Source organism: Bradyrhizobium sp. Arg237L (assembly GCF_029990105.1).
GTDB lineage: Bacteria > Pseudomonadota > Alphaproteobacteria > Rhizobiales > Xanthobacteraceae > Bradyrhizobium.
Genome location: NZ_JAQMIL010000034.1, coordinates 63,618 through 79,820, shown reverse-complemented (window position 1 = coordinate 79,820; position 16,203 = coordinate 63,618). Strand labels below are relative to the sequence as shown.

The following is a 16,203-nucleotide window of genomic DNA, read 5'->3' as shown; positions in this document are numbered from 1 at the left end:
GCACGGCGCTGACGCGCCTTTGCCCACCCTACGCATCCAGCACACGTGTTACCTCTGCCGCCGTCGGCATCGACGGGGCAGCGCCCATTCGTTGCACGCAGATGGATGCTGCGACGTTCGCGTAGCTCAGCGCGTTGCGAAGATTGCTGCCGCCCGCGAGTTGCGAGGCCAGTGCGCCGACGAAGCAATCACCCGCGCCCGTGGTGTCGATCGCCTTGACCTCGCGCCCCGGTGCCATCAGCGGCTCACCTTCTGCCAGCGCGAGCACGCCGCGCTTGCCGAGCGTGACGCAGATGATCTTGTCGCTCCCCGCCAGTGAACGGGCTGCATCGATGAAGCGGGTGTAATCGTCGCTGTCGCGCAGCTCGCGCCCCGTCAGGAAGCCGAGCTCGGTCTCGTTGAGGACGAGGATATCGACGAGGTCGAGCAATTCGTTATCGAATTGCCTGGCCGGTGCCGGATTGAGGACCGTGGTGGCGCCGGCGGCGTGGGCGCTCTTGAAGAAGGCGACGATGGTCGCCTGCGGGATTTCGAACTGGCTCACCGCAATGTCGCCCTTTGCCAGCACGGGCATCGCGACATCGTCGGCATCGACCAGCGCATTCGCGCCGGGCACCACGACGATGGTGTTGTCCGCATCCGCAACGGTGATGATCGCGGTGCCCGTATGCGTCTCGGGCGTGTCCTTGACGAAGCTGAGGTCGACGCCTTGGGCTGCGAGGAACGTCCGCAACTGCGCTCCGAAAGCGTCCTTGCCCAGCCGGCCGATCAGCGTGGTTGGCGCGCCGAGCTTGGCGGCGGCGACAGCCTGGTTGGCGCCTTTGCCACCTGGGAAATACAGCACGGCGCTGCCCGCGACGGTTTCGCCGACGCGCGGGTGGCGCTCGGCGGTCGCGACCACATCCATGTTGATGCTGCCGGCGACAAAAACACGCCCCATGCTGACAAGCGCTCCCTTATGCGCTGACGTTACGCGCCAACCTGGAACTCCTGCTTCACCGCTTCGATGTCGGCAAGCGAGGGTAGTCCCGCCTCGTTGCCGAGCTTCTGGATCTTGTAGGTCGAGGCGGCCCGCGCGAACTCGAAATGATCCTTCCAGGTTTTGCCGGGATGCGCGAGGTAGGAATAGATATAGGCGCCGTGGAACACGTCGCCGGCGCCGTTAGTGTCGATCACGCGCTCGCGCGGGATCGGCAGCGCTGGGATGGTGCGAACCACGCCGGCCTCGTCATACCATAGCAGGCCCTTCTCACCCTGCGTCACACCGCCAACCCGGCAGCCGCGGCCCTTGAGATAATCGAGCATCTTTTCCGGCGTCAGGTCCATCTGTTCGCAAAGGCGCTCGGCGACGATCGCGACGTCGATGTATTCCAACAGCTCATGGGTGTTGGTGCGCAGGCCGCCGCCATCGAGCGAGGTCAGGATGCCGTCCTCGCGGCAAAGCTTTGCATAATGGATGGCAGCGTCCGGCTGGTGGCCGTCGATATGCAGCGCGCGGCAGCCCTTCAGGTTCAAAAGCGGGAAGGGATGGATATGCTCGTCGTCGCGGCAGCGGACGATGGCGCGCTTGCCATCCTTCGGCATGATGAAGGACAGCGAGGACGAGTTGACCTTGCGCGGATGGACGGAGATTCCGTATTTCGCGGCCATGTCCCAGAACATCCGCCCCAGCCAGTCGTTGGCCATCGTGGCGATCAGGTCCGGCACGATGCCGAGCTTGGCGCAGCAAAATGCCGCAGTGACGGCATTGCCGCCGAAGGAGACCGCATAGGCGTCCGCCACATGTTTCTCGTCGCCGGTCGGCAGATGGTCGGTGATGAAGGTGACGTCGATATAGGTCTGTCCGATGAAGAGAGCCTGCATTCGTTTTCCGTCGTGGGGTGATGGGTGATCCCGGCGGCAGCTTCAGCTTAGCACCGGATATTATGTGCGTTCGCTGAAATTATTCGCAACCATGCCGTCTTTGCGGCTTGAGATGGCCAAGTCGGGGGACTACCACCGTTCCCGGTTTTGTCAGCATGCCGTCCGATAACGGACGGCGGCTGTCTTAAGTTCCTGGTTGTAAGACAATGGGGGTAGGGCGATGACTGTATATTCCGGGCCGGTGTTCGAGATGGCGGCGAACCAGTTCACCGTGATCGCCAACCATCTCGAAATCCCCATGGACGAGCGCGCGCGGCTATTGATGCCGAAGCGGTCGGTCACCGTCTCCTGCCCGATCCACCGCGACGACGGCACGGTGGCGGTGTTCGAGGGCTATCGCGTCCAGCACCACCTCACCATGGGCCCGACCAAAGGCGGCACCCGCTTTGCGCCCTCCGTCGATATCGGCGAGGTCGCCGCACTCGCGATCTGGATGAGCTGGAAATGCGCCCTCGTCGGCCTGCCCTATGGCGGCGCCAAGGGCGGGGTCAATGTCGATGTGACCCAGATCTCCAAGCGCGAACTGGAATCGCTGTCGCGTCGCTACATGCAGGAGATGATTCCCTTCGTCGGCCCGCATACTGACGTGATGGCCCCGGACATGGGTACCAATGAGCAGGTGATGGCCTGGTTCATGGACACCTATTCGATGTACCAGGGCCAGACCGTGACCGAGATCGTCACGGGCAAACCGGTCTCCTCCGGTGGCACCCTCGGCCGGCGCGAGGCGACCGGGCGCGGCGTCGCCTATCTCGCGAGGCGGGTGCTGAAGGAGCTTGCGATCAATCCCTCCGGCGCCACCGCCGTGGTCCAGGGCTTCGGCAATGTCGGCTCCTATGCGGCGCTGGAACTACATCATTACGGGCTCAAGATAACGGCGGTCTCCGACCACACCGGCGCGCTCTATGACGAGAAAGGCCTCGACATCCCCGCGCTGATGCACCATGCGCAACTGCATGGCAGCATCGCCGGCTTCTCCAACGAACTGCATTTCGATCCTGCCGAGGTGCTGACGCTGCCCTGCGACGTGCTGGTGCCGGCGGCGATGGAGCGCGTGATCGACGCTCGCGTCGCCGGCAAGCTCAGGTGCCGCGTGCTGGCGGAAGGCGCTAACGGTCCGACCACGCCGGAGGCTGATCTTGTCCTGGACAAGCGCAATGAAATCTTCCTCATTCCCGATATACTCTGCAATTCCGGCGGCGTGGTGGTCAGCTACTTCGAATGGGTGCAGGACCTGCAGCAATTGTTCTGGGAAGAGGAGGAGGTGATGCGGCGTGAATACCAGATCCTCGACCGCGCATTCGAGACGATGCTGAAGCGCGCCAAGGCAGACAACATCTCGCATCGCACCGCGGCGATGGCGATCGGCGTGGAGAAGGTCCGGGCCGCTAAGAATACGCGAGGGCTGTTCCCATGATCACCGCGCTCGACCATGTCGTCGTCCTCACCGGCGATATCGAGGCGGCGACGGCGGCCTACGAGACCCTGTTCGCGCGTTCGCCAGCGTGGAAGAGCGTCAGCGACGGTGCCGCGCGGGTGCTGTTCACGCTCGACAACACGTCGGTGGAATTGATGGCGCCGAGTGGGGAGGGCGAGAATGCCGCGCGGATCCGCGCCGTGCTGGCATCGCAGGGCGAGGGGCTCGCGAGCCTGTGCTTCCGCACCAATGACATCGAAAAGATGCATCGGAGGCTGGAGCGGCTGACGCTGCGGCCGGAGCCGGTCTCGGAGGTGGAGAGCCAGGACGAGATCTCCGGCGCGACGCTGTCGTGGAAGCGCACCCGCGCCGCCACCGATGCAACGCGCGGCGTGCGGATGTTCTTCCTCGAGCGCGAGCACGAGCGCCCGCTCTCGGTCCGCACCCAGCCTGCAGGGATCACCGCGATGGATCATGTGGTCGTTGCGACCGCCGATCCCGAATGCGCCGCGGCGCTCTATGGCGCGCGCCTCGGCCTCGACATGGCGCTCGATCGTTCGCACGCAGATTGGGGCCGGCTGATGTTCTTCCGCTGCGGCGATTTGATCGTCGAGGTCGCGCACAAGCCCGGCAAAACGGAGGCCGATGCGCCGGACCGCCTGCGCGGCATCTGCTGGCGCGTCACCGACATCGACGCCACCCATGCCCGGCTCGTTGCCGCCGGCGTCGACGTTTCGGAGATCCGCACCGGCCGCAAGCCGGGCACGCGTGTGACGACCGTGCGCACCGGCACCTGCAGCGTCCCGACGCTGCTGGTGCAGCCGTCGCCGCCGCAGGTGGCGTAACGCTTCTCTCACGCCTCGCGCCAGTCGTAGGGTGGGCAAAGGCGCACTTGCGCCGTGCCCACCCTCTAGCGTCGCGCTCGCGATGGTGGGCACGCTCCGCTTTGCCCACCCTACGTCAGCGTGACCGCGGAGATTCATTCTCAAACGCTCTCAGCCGTGCTACATCCAATGTTCCGACTGAATTGAGCGATCCGATTGGCCAAGGCAAAGCGAACTCTGAAGTGGCAGCGTGACCCCGAGGGGATGCGGCTGCGCATCCTCGAAGCGGCGAAGGCGGAGTTCGCCGCTCATGGGCTCGCCGGCGCGCGCGTCGACAGCATCGCCAAGCAGGCCGGCGCCAACAAGCGCATGCTCTATTACCACGTCGGCAACAAGGAGGATCTCTATCTCGAGGTGCTCGAAGGCGCCTATGAGAAGATCCGCGCCGAGGAACGCGGGCTCGATCTCGAGCATCTCGAGCCGCCGGAGGCGATCGCGCGGCTGATCGATTTCACCTGGAACTATTTCATCCGCAATCCGGAATTCCTCGCGCTGCTGAATACCGAGAACCTTGCGAAAGCGCGGCATTTGAAGCGTTCGACCAAGGTCAAATCGATGCATTCGCCGTTCGTCGAGATGATCCGCACCGTGGTGACACGCGGCGTGAAGAGCGGCGATTTCCGTGCCGCGGTCGATCCGGTGCAGCTCTACATCTCGATTGCCGCGCTCGCCTTCTTCTATCTCTCCAACAGCGCGACGCTGAGCGTGATCTTCGGCCGCGATCTCTTGTCGAAGGACGCCCGCGATGAACGGCTGGAGCACATGATTGCGCTGGTGCTGGCGGCGTTGACGGGGAAGTCGATCGCAGCGTTCGGGAAGAGCAAGGCGCCGAAGCTGCAGGTGACCGCGCAGCAGGCGGTTTAGCGAAGCGCGAAATTGTTGCATTGCGTCGTCATGGCCGGGCTTGACCCGGCCATCCACGTTTTTCCAAGTCCATAAGGGTGGATGCCCGGGTCAAGCCCGGGCATGACGACCGAATGCGCTCAAAATGCCGCGCGAAATCGGGCTGGACAGTATTTATCCAACGGGTTAATTTCCAATCCGAGAAACGGTCAAGCAGGGAAGCGGAACGTGGCGGAGAGCAAGGAAGCGGGCGGCCTGTCGAGGCTGCTGAATGCGGCGTGGGTGCGCCCATTTCTGTTCCTGGTGTTCATCGTGGCGGCTTGGGACCTCGCCATCCGCCTGTTCCAAATTCCCGCCTATCAGATCCCGTCGCCGGGCGACGTCGTCGCCGTGCTGCGAACGGACTGGCCGGAACTATTGCGGCAGTCGTGGCCGACGACCTATGCGACGGTCTGCGGCTTCCTCTTGTCGGCGCTGTTCGGCATTCCCGTCGCGATGCTGATCGCGGGATCGAGGACGGTAGAGAGCTATGTCTATCCGCTGCTGGTGTTCTCGCAGTCCGTGCCGAAGATCGCGATCGCGCCGCTGTTCGTGGTCTGGTTCGGGTTCGGCATCATCCCGAAGGTAATTTCGGCGTTCCTGCTCGGCTTCTTTCCGGTGGTGGTCTCGGCCGTGCAGGGATTCAAGTCGGTCGATCCGGATATGGTCGACCTCGCGCGTGCGATGCAGGGCAGCCGTTTCCAGGTGTTCCGCGCCGTCAACCTGCCGCATGCGATGCCCGCGATCTTTTCGGGGTTGAAAGTGTCAGTGACGCTGGCGGTGGTCGGCGCCGTCGTCGGCGAGTTCGTCGGCTCCAATTCCGGCATCGGCTACGTGATGCAGCGCTCGATTGGAACCTTTGACTTGCCGACGATGTTCGCAGCGCTGGTGATCCTGGCGCTGCTCGGCGTCATCCTGTTCTGGATCGTCGACCGCATCGAACGCCTGGTTATTCCCTGGCATGTCAGCCAGCGCGAGGACATTATTTTCGCTTCGTGAGTTATTCAGAAGGACAACAACAAGAGGTTTTGGGGAGAGGGAGGAGAACAAGATGCGATTGATAGCTGTGGTCTTGGCGACGCTGACCTGGACGGCGATATCGGTGCTTCCGGCATCGGCCGCCGACAAGGTGGTGCTGATGCTCAATTGGTATGTCTATGGCGAGCACGCGCCGTTCTATTACGGCAAGGCCAAGGGCATCTATGCCGCCGAGGGCATCGACCTCGAAATCCAGGAAGGCCGCGGCTCGGCCGCGACCACGCAGGCGGTGGCCGCCAAGACCGCCAATTTCGGCTATGTCGATATTCCCACCATGATGCGCGCGGCGGTGAAGGGCGCGCCCGTCATCGCGACCGGCGTGCTCCTACAGACCAGCCCGATGTCGGCGATGGGATTCATCGACAAGAACATCAGGAAACCCGAGGACATCAAGGGCAAGACGGTTGCGATCACGCCGGCGGATTCCATGACGCAGATCTGGCCGCTGTTCCTGAAGAAGACCGGCCTGAAGGAGAGCGATTTCCAGACGGTTGCCGGCGACGGCCAGACCAAGCTGAACGCGGTCATCAACGGTCAGGCTGATATGTTGCTCGGCTACGTCATGGACCAGTCGATGAAGATCAAGGACGCCACCGGCAAGGACGTCTATCCGATCAAGTTCGCCGATTACGGTATCCATCTGGTCTCCTCGGGCATCATCGCCAACAGCGACTACGTCAAGGCGAACGCCGATCTCGTTCGCCGCTTCATGTCGGCGACGACCAAGGCGGTGGAAGCCGCCGAGAAGGAGCCGAAGGCGGCGGCGCAGTCGATCCTCGATGCCAACCCCAAGGGCGGCAAGATCGACACGCTGACGCAGGGCTTTGAGCTGACAATCCCGCTCTATCGCACCGAAGAGACCAAGACCAAGCGGCCGTTCCAGGTCACCGACCAGAACATGAAGGACTCCGTCGACCTCATGGTCGAATATGGCGGCCTCGATGCCAAGGCCAAGGCCAATCCGAAGGCCTTCTACACCAACGACTATCTGCCGAAGGGCGACTCGTGAAAGCACCTGCAATGAAGCCGGCGACACAGAGCCATATGGATCAACCGGCCGCGCATCTGCGCCTGGTTTCCGACCGTGCCGCCGGCGAGGCATCCGGCATCAAGCTGTCCGGAGTCTCCAAGACCTACCGCTCGCGCGACGGCGATGTGCCGTCGCTGCGGCCGCTCGACTTCCACATCAACCAAGGCGAGTTCTTCGTCGTGGTCGGCCCATCCGGCTGCGGCAAGTCGACCTTGCTGAAGATGATCTCCGGGCTGCTGCCGCCGACATCAGGCGAGATCCTGGTCGAGGGCGAGCCGGTGACGAAGCCGCACGGCAATGTCGGCATCGTCTTCCAGCACGCGCTGCTGCTCCCGTGGCGGAACATCCTTTCCAATGTGATGCTGCCGATCGACATGAAGAAGCTGCCGCGGGAAAAGTATCTGCCGCGGGCGAAAGAGCTTCTGAAGCTGGTCGGCCTCGAAGGCTTCGAGAAGAAGCTGCCGTGGCAGCTCTCCGGCGGCATGCAGCAGCGCGCTTCGATCTGCCGCGCTCTGGTGCATGACCCGAAGATCATGCTGATGGACGAGCCGTTCGGCGCGCTGGACGCGATGACGCGCGAGCGCATGAATGTCGAGCTGATGCGGATCCAGCGCGAGACCGGCAAGACGGTGCTCCTGATCACGCACTCGATTCCCGAGGCCGTGTTCCTGGCTGACCGCGTGCTCGTGATGACCGAGCGTCCCGGTGCGATCGCGGCGATCTACGACGTGCCGCTGCCGCGACCGCGCTCGCTGGATGCGATGTCGGATCCGGTCTTCATGGAGCTGGTGCAGCGCATCCGCAAGCATTTCTTCACCCAAGGCTCGCTGGACTGAGCTTCGATGCCGCCTCGTCTCGTTGTCCGAGATATAGCCCTGTTCGAACGTCCGGTGAGCTTTGCCCGGCCGTTCCGCTTTGGCTCAGTCGTGGTCAATGCGACTCCGCAGGCTTTCGTGCGGGTGGAGATCGACGTTGAGGGGAAGGGGCGGGCACTAGGTGCGAGTGCCGAATTCCTGGTGCCGAAATGGTTCGACAAGCGGCCGCAGCTTACGCCGGACGAGACGGTGCAGGAACTCCGGCGTTCGCTCTTGACCGCGCGCGAGCTCTATCTCGCGCAATCCGGTTTTGACACCGCGTTCGGCCTGCATGCGGCCTGCATCGGCGCGCAAGTCGAGGCGTGCGCACGCGACGACATCCCGCCGCTCGCGGCAGCCTATGGACCGGCGGAAATCGACAAGGCGATCCTGGATGCGCTGCTTCGCGCCGTCGGCGTCAACTTCTTCGACGGCATGGCGCAGAACATTGCCGGCATCGATGCGCGGCTGTCGTCCGATCTCGCGGACGGTGAAATCGCGGCTTTCCTTGCCGGGCGCAAGCGGCTTCCGCGCGTCTCGATCCGGCACACCGTCGGCCTCGACGACAAGGTCGAAGGCGAGGGCGGCGTTGCCGACGCAAACGAAAATGCAGGCGCGCGCTACTTCAAGCTCAAGCTCAACGGCGATCCCGAACATGATGCGGCCAGGCTGATCCGGATCGGCAACGAGCTGGCGACGCTGCCGCATGACTACAAGGTCACGCTCGACGCCAACGAGCAATACGCCGACCTGGCGGCGCTCGCCACGCTGGTCGACCGCCTCGACCGCGATCACGCATTGCAGCCGATCGCCGCAAAACTGCTCTATATCGAGCAGCCGATGCCGCGCGACATCACGAAGGCCTCGGCGCTGGGCCCGCTGGCGGCGCGCGGCTTCATCATCGACGAGGCCGATGATTCCTATGACGCGTTCCCGGCGGCGCGGGCGCTGGGCTATCGCGGCATCTCCTCGAAATCCTGCAAGGGCCTCTACAAGTCGATCGTCAACGCGACGCGCGCGGCCAAATGGAGCGCGGACGGCGAAGCGTTCTTTGTCTCGGGCGAGGACCTGACCTGCCAGGCGGGGCTCGCGGTGCAGCAGGATCTCGCGCTCGGCGCATTGATCGGCGTTACCCATGCCGAGCGCAACGGGCATCACTACGTCGATGGCTTTGCCGAGACGCCCACTGCCGAGGCGGAGGCATTCCTCTCGGCGCATCCTGATCTCTATGTCCGCGACGGCGGAAAAGTCCGCCTCGCCATCCATGACGGCGATCTGTTGACGGGATCGCTGACGACGCCGGGCTTCGCCACATCAGTGCATCCGGATTGGTCCACCCTATCGCCGTTCGCGCCGCCAACAACAAGAATTCTGCAGGAGCAAGTACTATGACCACCAAACGTCTCGGCCTGATCATGAACGGCGTCACAGGCCGGATGGGGCTCAACCAGCATCTGATCCGCTCGATCGTCGCGATCCGCAATCAAGGCGGTGTGCTGCTCGCGAATGGCGACCGCATCATGCCGGATCCGATCCTGGTCGGCCGCGATGCCGAGAAAGTCGGCGCGCTGGCCAAGCGTTTCGAGATCGCGCGCGTCACCACCGACCTCGACAAGGCGCTGGCTGATCCCAATGACACCGTGTTCTTCGATGCCGCGACCACGCAGGCGCGGCCCTCGCTGCTGACCAAGGCGATCAACGCCGGCAAGCATGTCTATTGCGAGAAGCCGATCGCGACCAATCTGGAAGAGGCGGTCGCGGTGGTGAAGCTCGCCAACGCCAAGGGCCTCAAGCACGGCACGGTGCAGGACAAGCTGTTCCTTCCCGGCCTGAAGAAGCTCGCCTTCCTGCGCGACTCCGGCTTCTTCGGCCGCATGCTCTCGGTGCGTGGCGAGTTCGGCTACTGGGTGTTCGAGGGCGGCTGGCAGGAAGCGCAGCGGCCGTCCTGGAATTACCGCACTGAGGACGGCGGCGGCATCATCCTCGACATGGTCTGCCACTGGCGCTACGTGCTCGACAACCTCTTCGGCGAGGTGCAGAGCATCTCCTGCCTCGGCACGACCGATATCCCCGAGCGCTATGACGAGAAGGGCAAGGCCTACAAAGCCACGGCAGACGACTCCGCCTATGCGACCTTCCAGCTCAAGGGCGGCGTGATCGCGCATATCAACATGAGCTGGGTGACACGCGTCTATCGCGACGATCTCGTCACCTTCCAGGTCGACGGCACCCACGGCTCGGCGGTGGCGGGGCTCACCGACTGCGTGATCCAGGCGCGGCAGGCGACGCCGCGGCCGGTGTGGAATCCGGACGAGAAGCGGCTGCACGATTTCTATGCCGACTGGCAGAAGCTGCCTGAGAATGCCGTCTACGACAACGGCTTCAAGGAGCAGTGGGAGATGTTCATCCGCCACGTCTGCGAGGACGCTCCCTACAAATACACGCTGCTCGAAGGCGCGAAGGGCGTGCAGCTTGCCGAATGCGCGCTCAAGAGCTGGAAGGAGCGGCGCTGGATCGACGTCGAACCGATCAGGCTGTGAGGACAGGATCATGAACAAGCTCGTCCCGCCGATGTCTTCGCTCTCCCTGAAACTGCCGACCGCGGGCGGCGGCCTCGAGACCTATCGTCTCGCGGCCTCGCGGACGTTTCCCGCCAAGCTCGAGGGTACGCTGAATCGCGTCGCGTTCTCGGCGGCGCATGTCGTGGCCGACCCACGCGCCGATGTCGATCCGTGGCTGACTGCCGCGGTCGACTGGGACAGGACGATCGCGTTCCGCGAACATGTCTGGGATCTGGGACTGGGCGTCGCGGAGGCGATGGACACCGCGCAGCGCGGCATGGGGCTCGACTGGACTACCTCGCTCGAATTGATCCGGCGGTCGGTGAACGCGGCCAAGGCGAAGGGCAATGCGCTGGTGTTTTCCGGCGCCGGCACCGACCACCTCGCGGTGGAGCACGCCAAGACGCTGGACGACGTGATCCGCGCTTATGAGGAGCAGATCGCCGCGATCGAGAAGGTCGGTGGCCGCATCATCCTGATGTGCTCGCGGGCGTTGGCAAAGCTCGGGCGGAGCGCGGACGACTACGCCAAAGTCTATGACCGCGTGCTGTCGCAGGTCCGCGAGCCCGTGATCATCCACTGGCTCGGCGACATGTTCGATCCGGCGTTGGCGGGCTATTGGGGCACTGCTGACCTCGACAAGGCGATGGACACGGCGGTTGCCATCATCAACGGCCATGCGGCGAAGGTTGATGGCGTCAAGGTGTCGCTGCTCGACAAGCAGCGCGAGATCGACATGCGCCGGCGGCTCGATCCGCGCGTCAGGACGTATACCGGCGACGACTTCAACTATGCTGAACTGATCGCCGGCGACGAGCAGGGCTTCTCTCACGCGCTGCTCGGCATCTTCGATGCGATCGCGCCGGCGGCATCCTACGCGCTGTCGCGATTGGCCGCGGGCGACGAGGCAGGCTTCCACGACGTGCTGGGGCCGACGGTGCCGCTGTCGCGTCACATCTTCAAGGCGCCGACGCGCTTCTACAAGACCGGCATCGTCTTCATGGCCTATCTCAACGGCCACCAGGATCACTTCACCATGGTCGGCGGACAGGAGAGCGCGCGCTCGACGCTGCATCTCGCCGAACTGTTCCGCCTCGCCGACACGGCCGGCCTGCTCGCCAATCCGGAATTGGCGACACGGCGGATGAAGACGGTGCTGGCAACGCGCGGTATCGAGTCCTGATGCGCGATTTTTCTTCCGATCACCGCTGGCTGTCGCTGAACACGGCGACGGTCCGCAAGCAGGGCAATCTGGTCGAGATCATCGAGGCCTGTGCGCGCCACGGCATCCGCGCCATCGATCCCTGGCGCGACCAGGTCGCAGGCGTTGGCCTCGAGCGTGCCGTGCGCGCGGTGCGCGACGCCGGGCTCGAATTGTCAGGCTATTGCCGCGGCGGCATGTTCGTCGCGGACGCTGCGCGTCAGGTTGAGGCGCGCGACGACAACCGCCGCGCGGTCGACGAGGCCGCCGCGCTCGGCGCCTCCTGCATCGTGCTTGTGGTCGGCGGCCTGCCGCAATATTCGCGGCCGGGTAGCGCGGCCTCAAAGGACATCGTGGCAGCGCGCACGCAGGTGCATGACGGCATCGCCGAGATGCTGGAATATGCAAGAGGGGCAAAGCTGCCGCTCGCGATCGAGCCATTGCATCCGGCCTATGCCGGCGACCGCGCCTGTGTGAACACGACCAAGCAGGCGCTCGACATCTGCGATGCGCTGGACCCGCAGCGCAGCGGCATGCTGGGCGTCGCGCTCGATGTCTATCACATCTGGTGGGACCCGGAGTTGATGGGCCAGATCGCACGCGCGGGCAAGGAGCGGTTGCTGGCGTTTCACGTCTGCGACTGGCTGGTGCCGACCAAGGACATCCTCAACGACCGCGGCATGATGGGCGACGGCGTGATCGATATCAAATCGGTTCGCGCGGCGGTGGAAGCGCAAGGGTATGCGGGCTATTCGGAGATCGAGATCTTTTCCAACGATTGGTGGAGCCGGCCGATGGATGAGGTGTTGCGGACCTGCATCGAAAGGCACCGATCGGTGGTCTGATTGGTAGGGTGGGCAAAGCGAAGCGTGCCCACCATCAACATTCCGCTCGTCATGGCACGCTTCGCTTTGCCCACCCTACAAATTCACCTCGCACGGCACGGTCAAAAATCCGCGGAATCTCACGCGGCCACCGCGTGTTGGCTCGCCGGCAAGCGTGTAATTCGGGAAGCGGGCGAGGAAACGCGAGATCGCGATGGCGCCTTCGAGTCGCGCTAGCGCCATCCCTGCGCATTGATGGGCGCCGGTGCCGAAGGCGAGGTGGCGGTTCGGGGTACGCGCGATGTCAAAGCGCTCGGGGTCCGGAAATTGCGCGGGATCGCGGTTGGCGGCGCCGATGCAGAGCGTCACCGGCGTGCCCGCGGGCATCTTGATGCCGCTGAGCTCGACTTCTTCCACGATCATGCGGTTGCCGAGCTGGTTCGAGCTCTCATAGCGCAGCATCTCCTCGACCGCGGTCTTGATCAGCTCGGGCTGCGAGATCAGCCGCTGCTTTTCCGCAGGGTAATGCAGCAGCGTCACCAGGCCGTTGCCGATCAGATTGGTCGTGGTCTCGTGGCCAGCGTTGAGCAGGAAGATGCAATTGTGCAGCAGTTCCTTTTCGGTCAGCCGCTCGCCATTATCTTCGCCATTATTTTCGCCTTGGATCAGCCGCGTCAGCACGTCGCGTTCGGGATTGCCCGGCTTGGCGCGGCGCCGCTCGACCAGCGTCTCCAGATAGGCGAGGAAGTCCTTCACCGCCTTGTTGCCGCGCGCAAATTGCTCTGATGAGATCACCGGCTCGAGCGCGCCCAGGATTGCGAGCGACCAGTCGCGCAAGGGACCGCGCTCGTCGTGGGGCACGTCGAGCAGATTGCCGATCACCTCAACCGGGATCGCGGAAGCGAAATCCTCGATCAGCTCGACCTTGTCTTTGGTGGCGATCGCATCGAGCAGCCCGTCGACCAGGCGGATCAGATCGGGCTCCATCGCGGCGATCGCGCGCGGCGAGAGCGCGCCCATGATCAGCCGCCGCACGCGGGTGTGCGCCGGCGGGTCGTTGAAGACGAGGCTCGTGGTGTGATGCTCGTAGAGGAAGGAGTTGCCGTATTTCGGCGAAAACTCCTTCTTCTTGTCGGAGGAGAACGCTTTCGTGCTCTTGTAGGCGGTGACGAGGTCGTCGTAGCGGGTCAGGAAATAGGAGCCGTTCGGCAGGCGCTTGACCGGCGCGTTATCCCGCAGTGCACGATAGGTCGGATAGGGGTTGGCATAGAATTCCGGCGTCAACCGTTCGAGGTCGAAACTCTCAGCCAGCTCTCGTGCGTTTCCGGTCATGGTGCCATACTCTTTTTGAGAACTGATATGCCGTTTTTGTTCTTCCGGAAAGTGCCGCCCGCTTTACAGTTGGCCTGTCTCGCTTATCCCTTCGGAAACGCCCATGCACGCCCGCACTGAAACTGCCTCCGACAGCCAGCCCGCCTGGCCGGAAGAGATTTTCTCGACATTGCAGCGCTTCGATGTCCGCCAGGTGCCTTACGTGCCTGACGCCGGGCATTCGCAACTGATCGACCGCGTGCTCGGCTCCTCCACGATGCGCGGCATTCCGCTGACGACGGAAGAGGAGGGCATAGCACTGCTGCTCGGCGCCTGGGCCGGCGGCCAGCGCGGCGTGCTGCTGATGCAGTCGAGCGGCGTCGGCAATTGCATCAACATGCTGTCGCTGACCCAGATCTTCCGCTTTCCGTTCCTGACGCTGGTGACGATGCGCGGGGAATGGGGCGAGTTCAATCCGTGGCAGGTGCCGATGGGGTCGAACACGCAAGCCGCATTCGAGCTCTGCGGCGTCAAGGTATTGCGGGCGACGCATCCTGAGGAAGTGCGCGAGGTCGTCGAGGCCGGCGCAGCGCAGGCCTATAACGCGTCGACGCCGACCGCCGTGCTGCTGTCGCAGCGGCTGATCGGGGCAAAGGTGTTCGTGAAATGAGCAAGGCCAATCTCCTGGACCGCCGCGCGGTCGTCTCTCACCTGCTGAAGGACCGTAACGGCGCGATCGCGGTCGGCGGCCTCGGTGCCTCGACCTATGACATCGCCGCCGCCGGCGATGATGACCGCAATTTCTATCTCTGGGGCGCCATGGGCGGTGCGGTCATGATCGGGCTCGGGCTCGCGCTGGCGCAACCCGAGCTGCCGGTGATCGTCATCACCGGCGACGGCGAGATGCTGATGGGGCTCGGGAGCATCGCCACCGTCGGCGCGCAGAAGCCCGCCAACCTCTCCATCGTCGTGCTCGACAACGAGGCCTATGGCGAGACCGGCGGACAGGTCAGCCATACTGCCGCTTCGGTCGACCTGGTCGGTGTCGCCAAGGCCTGCGGCATCGCCGACAGCCGTGCGATCACCACCATGGCCGAGGTCGAAGCGTTCGCACTGTCGCTCAAGGAAGCGAGCCGCGGTCCGCGCTTCGCCAATGTGAAGATCGACGGCGCCAATCTGGAGCGGGTGCTGTCGAACCGCGACGGCACCTTCATCGTCAACCGCCTGCGCGGCTCGCTGGGCTACCAGCCGATCTAGGGAGTTTTGTAGCCGTGGAGCGCAGCGCAACCCGGGATCCCTGAGTCAACGTTGAGAGCGGCCCCGGGTTACGCTGGCGCTCCACCCGGGCTACGGCACTCATCCAAATTGCTTGCGACTCGCCCCTCTCCGTGGGAGGAGTAGAGTTCCCGCGTCTGTCGGCCGCGTGCTTGCCGATTTTTGTCAAGTGTGACATCACGTTATCCTCCTGACGGTACAAGACCTTATCGGGAGGTTGGGGCATGGCCCAACCTTAAGTTCTGTTTTGCACTGCCGTAAATTCTTGACATTCTTTAAGGTGAGTGATTACTCACGCGCATGTCTACCCTGCGCATGACAAGTGACTTGCGGCGGCAGTTGATTCTGAGCGCCGCCAAGCGATGCTTTGCCCGCCATGGCTTTGCCGGCACCACGACCAAGAGCGTGGCGGCCGCCGCTTCCATTTCGGAAGGGCTGTTGTTCAAGCACTTCCCCTCCAAGGCGGCGCTTTACGCCGAAATCCTCGCCGAAGAGTGCGAGGCCGACCCCGATCTTGCGCATCTGCTCGGGCTGGAGCCGTCGACCGCAACCCTGATCGAACTCGTGAAGGGCATGGTCGGGCATTTCCTGGAGGTATCACAGGGGCCGGACGAGGAGGACGCGCAGCGGATGCGCCTGATGACGTCCAGTCATCTCGACGACGGCGAATTCGCGCGGCTTCTTTACGACAAGATCGGCAGCCTGATCGAGCCGACCTTCACCGCGTCGATGGAACGCGCCGTTGCCGCCGGCGACGCCACCCGCATCGGCAGCGTGCCGCTCAACCTGTTCTGGTTCGCGCACCACGTCGTGCTGATGTCGGCGCTGACGCGGCTGCCGACGACGCCGTGCCTCACCTACGGCGACGCGCCCGACCTCGAGCGCCAGATTTGCGAATTCATCCTGCGCGGCATCGGGCTCACCGAAGCCGCGATTTCCTTTTATTTGAACCGTCAGCCGTCACCGAGCCGGGGACAATCGGTAACAGCAGAAAGTGCATGAC

Annotated in this window: 16 protein-coding genes; 13 read left to right on the top strand and 3 right to left on the bottom strand. The window is 63.9% G+C overall.

The features are described from left to right. Nucleotides 1–28 precede the first annotated feature (28 nt). The gene (rbsK, locus tag OZ411_RS21575) at nt 29–940 is read right to left on the bottom strand and encodes a ribokinase (RefSeq protein WP_282529571.1); all 912 of its coding nucleotides are present in this window, start codon (nt 938–940) and stop codon (nt 29–31) included. Between the two features lie 29 nt (nt 941–969). Beyond that, complete coding sequence (locus tag OZ411_RS21570) at nt 970–1,863, bottom strand: sugar kinase (RefSeq protein ID WP_130583786.1); 894 nt, start codon at nt 1,861–1,863, stop codon at nt 970–972. 220 nt (nt 1,864–2,083) lie between these two features. Here OZ411_RS21570 and OZ411_RS21565 point away from each other — a divergent pair, with 220 nt between their 5' ends. From OZ411_RS21565 to OZ411_RS21520, 10 genes are all read left to right on the top strand, one after another. Beyond that, complete coding sequence (locus OZ411_RS21565) at nt 2,084–3,340, top strand: Glu/Leu/Phe/Val dehydrogenase (protein ID WP_282529570.1); 1,257 nt, start codon at nt 2,084–2,086, stop codon at nt 3,338–3,340. Then, nucleotides 3,337–4,185: a VOC family protein gene (locus tag OZ411_RS21560; RefSeq protein WP_282529569.1), complete on the top strand. Its 849-nt coding sequence runs from the start codon at nt 3,337–3,339 to the stop codon at nt 4,183–4,185. The genes OZ411_RS21565 and OZ411_RS21560 overlap by 4 nt, the downstream gene beginning before the upstream one ends. Before the next feature lie 195 nt (nt 4,186–4,380). Next, on the top strand, nt 4,381–5,088 hold the full coding sequence (locus OZ411_RS21555) for a TetR/AcrR family transcriptional regulator (protein WP_282529568.1): 708 nt from the start codon (nt 4,381–4,383) through the stop codon (nt 5,086–5,088). Nucleotides 5,089–5,295: 207 nt separating this feature from the next. Beyond that, entirely contained in the window at nt 5,296–6,105 is an 810-nt protein-coding gene (locus OZ411_RS21550) for an ABC transporter permease (protein WP_130578885.1), read from the top strand. A gap of 52 nt (nt 6,106–6,157) precedes the next feature. Further along, a complete protein-coding gene (locus tag OZ411_RS21545) occupies nt 6,158–7,153 on the top strand; it encodes an ABC transporter substrate-binding protein (RefSeq protein ID WP_130578886.1) in 996 nt (331 codons plus the stop codon). A gap of 11 nt (nt 7,154–7,164) precedes the next feature. Beyond that, nucleotides 7,165–8,010, top strand: a complete 846-nt coding sequence (locus tag OZ411_RS21540) for an ABC transporter ATP-binding protein (RefSeq protein WP_282529584.1) — start codon at nt 7,165–7,167, stop codon at nt 8,008–8,010. Nucleotides 8,011–8,016: 6 nt separating this feature from the next. Continuing rightward, entirely contained in the window at nt 8,017–9,420 is a 1,404-nt protein-coding gene (locus OZ411_RS21535; protein WP_282529567.1) for a hypothetical protein, read from the top strand. Further along, a complete protein-coding gene (locus OZ411_RS21530; RefSeq protein ID WP_282529566.1) occupies nt 9,417–10,568 on the top strand; it encodes a Gfo/Idh/MocA family oxidoreductase in 1,152 nt (383 codons plus the stop codon). Before OZ411_RS21535 ends, OZ411_RS21530 begins: the two co-directional genes overlap by 4 nt. Before the next feature lie 10 nt (nt 10,569–10,578). Continuing rightward, entirely contained in the window at nt 10,579–11,772 is a 1,194-nt protein-coding gene (locus OZ411_RS21525) for a dihydrodipicolinate synthase family protein (protein ID WP_282529565.1), read from the top strand. Beyond that, nucleotides 11,772–12,635 carry a sugar phosphate isomerase/epimerase family protein gene (locus OZ411_RS21520; RefSeq protein WP_130578890.1) on the top strand — a complete coding sequence of 288 codons (864 nt, stop codon included), beginning with the start codon at nt 11,772–11,774 and terminating at the stop codon, nt 12,633–12,635. The genes OZ411_RS21525 and OZ411_RS21520 overlap by 1 nt, the downstream gene beginning before the upstream one ends. Before the next feature lie 75 nt (nt 12,636–12,710). On the opposite strand, the gene OZ411_RS21515 is transcribed toward OZ411_RS21520, so the two are convergent. Next, entirely contained in the window at nt 12,711–13,946 is a 1,236-nt protein-coding gene (locus OZ411_RS21515) for a cytochrome P450 (protein WP_282529564.1), read from the bottom strand. A 103-nt stretch (nt 13,947–14,049) separates the two neighbouring features. On the opposite strand from OZ411_RS21515, the gene OZ411_RS21510 reads away from it, so the two are divergent. The 3 genes from OZ411_RS21510 (at nt 14,050) to OZ411_RS21500 (ending at nt 16,202) form a co-directional block, all read left to right on the top strand. Next, nucleotides 14,050–14,595, top strand: coding sequence for a thiamine pyrophosphate-binding protein (locus OZ411_RS21510; protein ID WP_130578892.1), 546 nt, complete (start codon nt 14,050–14,052; stop codon nt 14,593–14,595). After that, nucleotides 14,592–15,182: a thiamine pyrophosphate-dependent enzyme gene (locus OZ411_RS21505; RefSeq protein WP_282529563.1), complete on the top strand. Its 591-nt coding sequence runs from the start codon at nt 14,592–14,594 to the stop codon at nt 15,180–15,182. The genes OZ411_RS21510 and OZ411_RS21505 overlap by 4 nt, the downstream gene beginning before the upstream one ends. A 318-nt stretch (nt 15,183–15,500) precedes the next feature. Next, nucleotides 15,501–16,202 carry a TetR/AcrR family transcriptional regulator gene (locus OZ411_RS21500; protein WP_130578894.1) on the top strand — a complete coding sequence of 234 codons (702 nt, stop codon included), beginning with the start codon at nt 15,501–15,503 and terminating at the stop codon, nt 16,200–16,202. Nucleotide 16,203 lies beyond the last annotated feature (1 nt).